Below are 2,764 nucleotides of genomic sequence, written 5' to 3'. Positions count from 1 at the left end.
GCGACCCTGACCAACCCGGCCGGCACGCCGATGACCGTGACCTTGAGCAACGGTTCTGTCATTTCCATCGACGCGGGCCAGACCACCGGCACCGTCGTGGTTGGGACCCCCGCCAATGACGTCTATGACAACGGCAGCACCGTCAGCACTACCATCATTGGTACCACGGGCGGCAATTTCGAGAACCTGGTGCCGAACACCGCGCCAGCCGTGACCACCATCACCGATTCCGTGGACAACACCGAGCTGACCCTGACGGCCACCGGCAACATCACCGAAGGCGGCCAGATCACCTACACCGCGACCCTGACCAACCCGGCCGGCACGCCGATGACCGTGACCTTGAGCAACGGTTCTGTCATTACCATCGACGCGGGCCAGACCACCGGCACCGTCGTGGTTGGGACCCCCGCCAATGACGTCTATGTCAACGGCAGCACCGTCAGCACCACCATCACTGGTACCACAGGCGGCAATTTCGAGAACCTGGTGCCGAGTAAAGAACCGGCAGTAACATCCATCACTGACTCGATTGACACCACCACGGTGACCCTGACCGCGACCCCGAGCGTGGACGAAAACGGCACCATCACCTACACCGCCACCCTGACCGATGCCCAAGGCAAACCGGTCACTGCGCAGAACGGTCCGGTGACCGTGACCCTGGACAGCGGCAAGATCATCACCATCGCCGAGGGTCAGAGCTCCGGCAGCCTGCCGGTCAGCGTCGGCAACGACGTTTACATCGGTCCGACCATCGTGACTGAATCCATCAAGGACGCGGTGGGTGGCAACCTGGAATTGGTGTCGCCAAACACAACGCCAGTGACCACCACGGTCAACGACGTCAACGACACCACCACGGTGACCCTGACCGCGACGCCGAGCGTGGATGAAAACGGCACCATTACCTACACCGCGACCCTGACCGATGCCCAGGGCAAACCGGTCACCGCGCAGAACGGTCCGGTCACCGTGACCCTCGACAGCGGCAAGGTCATCACCATCGCCGAAGGCCAGAGCTCCGGCAGCCTGCCGGTCACGGTTGGCAACGACGTCTACACCGGTCCAACCACCGTCACTGAATCCATCAAGGACGCAGTGGGTGGCAACCTCGAAGCGATCAACCCGATCAAGACCCCGGTGGAAACCACGGTCAACGACGTCAACGACACCACTACGGTGACCCTGACCGCCACCCCGAGCGTGGATGAAAACGGCACCATCACCTACACCGCGACCTTGACCGACAAGAACGGTGCCCCGGTTACCGCGCAGAACGGTCCAGTGACCGTGACCCTCGACAGCGGCAAGGTGATCACCATCGCTGAAGGTCAGAGTTCTGGCAGCCTGCCAGTGACCGTGGGCAACGACGTTTACACCGGCCCGACCACCGTTACTGAATCCATCAAGGACGCGGTGGGCGGCAACCTCGAAGCGATCAACCCGATAAAGACCCCGGTGGAAACCACGGTCAACGATGTCAACGACACCACTACGGTGACCCTGACCGCCACCCCGAGCGTGGACGAAAACGGCACCATCACCTACACCGCCACCCTGACCGATACCCAGGGCAAACCAGTCACCGCGCAGAACGGTCCAGTGACCGTGACCCTCGACAGCGGCAAGGTGATCACCATCGCCGAAGGTCAGAGCTCCGGTAGCCTGCCGGTCAGCGTCGGCAACGACGTCTACACAGGCCCAACCACCGTGACCGAGTCGATTAAATCGGCCGACGGCGGCAACCTCGAGTCCATCGATCCGGTGAAAACGCCAGTGACCACCACGGTCAACGACGTCAACGACACCACCACCGTAACCCTGACCGCCACCCCGAGCGTGGATGAAAACGGCACCATCACCTACACCGCGACGCTGACCGATGCCCAAGGCAAACCGGTCACCGCGCAGAACGGCCCGGTCACCGTGACCCTCGACAGCGGCAAGGTGATCACCATCGCTGAAGGCCAGAGTTCTGGCAGCCTGCCGGTCAGCGTCGGCAACGACGTCTACACAGGCCCAACCACCGTGACCGAGTCGATTAAATCGGCCGACGGCGGCAACCTCGAGTCCATCGATCCGGTGAAAACGCCAGTGACCACCACGGTCAACGACGTCAACGACACCACCACCGTAACCCTGACCGCCACCCCGAGCGTGGATGAAAACGGCACCATCACCTACACCGCCACGCTGACCGATGCCCAAGGCAAACCGGTCACCGCGCAGAACGGCCCGGTCACCGTGACCCTCGACAGCGGCAAGGTGATCACCATCGCTGAAGGCCAGAGTTCTGGCAGCCTGCCGGTCAGCGTCGGCAACGACGTCTACACAGGCCCGACCACCGTCACCGAGTCCATTAAATCGGCCGACGGCGGCAACCTCGAGTCCATCGATCCGGTGAAAACGCCAGTGACCACCACGGTCAACGACGTCAACGACACCACCACCGTAACCCTGACCGCCACCCCGAGCGTGGACGAAAACGGCACCTTTACCTACACCGCGACGCTGACCGATGCCCAGGGCAAACCGGTCACTGCGCAGAACGGTCCGGTCACCGTGACCCTCGACAGCGGCAAGGTCATCACCATCGCCGAAGGCCAGAGCTCCGGTAGCCTGCCGGTCAGCGTCGGCAACGACGTCTACCAAGGCCCGACCACCGTCACTGAATCCATCAAGGACGCAGTGGGCGGTAACCTGGAACTGGTGTCGCCAAACACAACGCCAGTGACCACCACGGTCAACGATGTCAACGACA

At 62.6% G+C, this 2,764-nt stretch carries 1 protein-coding gene; it reads left to right on the top strand.

From position 1 onward, the window contains the following. Positions 1-2,764 (top strand): immunoglobulin-like domain-containing protein (locus tag Q8X48_RS29750; RefSeq protein ID WP_407802806.1); only part of this gene is annotated, 2,764 nt, incomplete at both ends.

Origin of the sequence: Pseudomonas sp. QLc11A (genome assembly GCF_052112305.1) — a bacterium.
Lineage (GTDB): Bacteria > Pseudomonadota > Gammaproteobacteria > Pseudomonadales > Pseudomonadaceae > Aquipseudomonas > Aquipseudomonas laurylsulfatiphila.
Note: the sequence above shows the minus strand (reverse complement) of the source record. Positions and strands in the feature narration are given on the sequence as shown.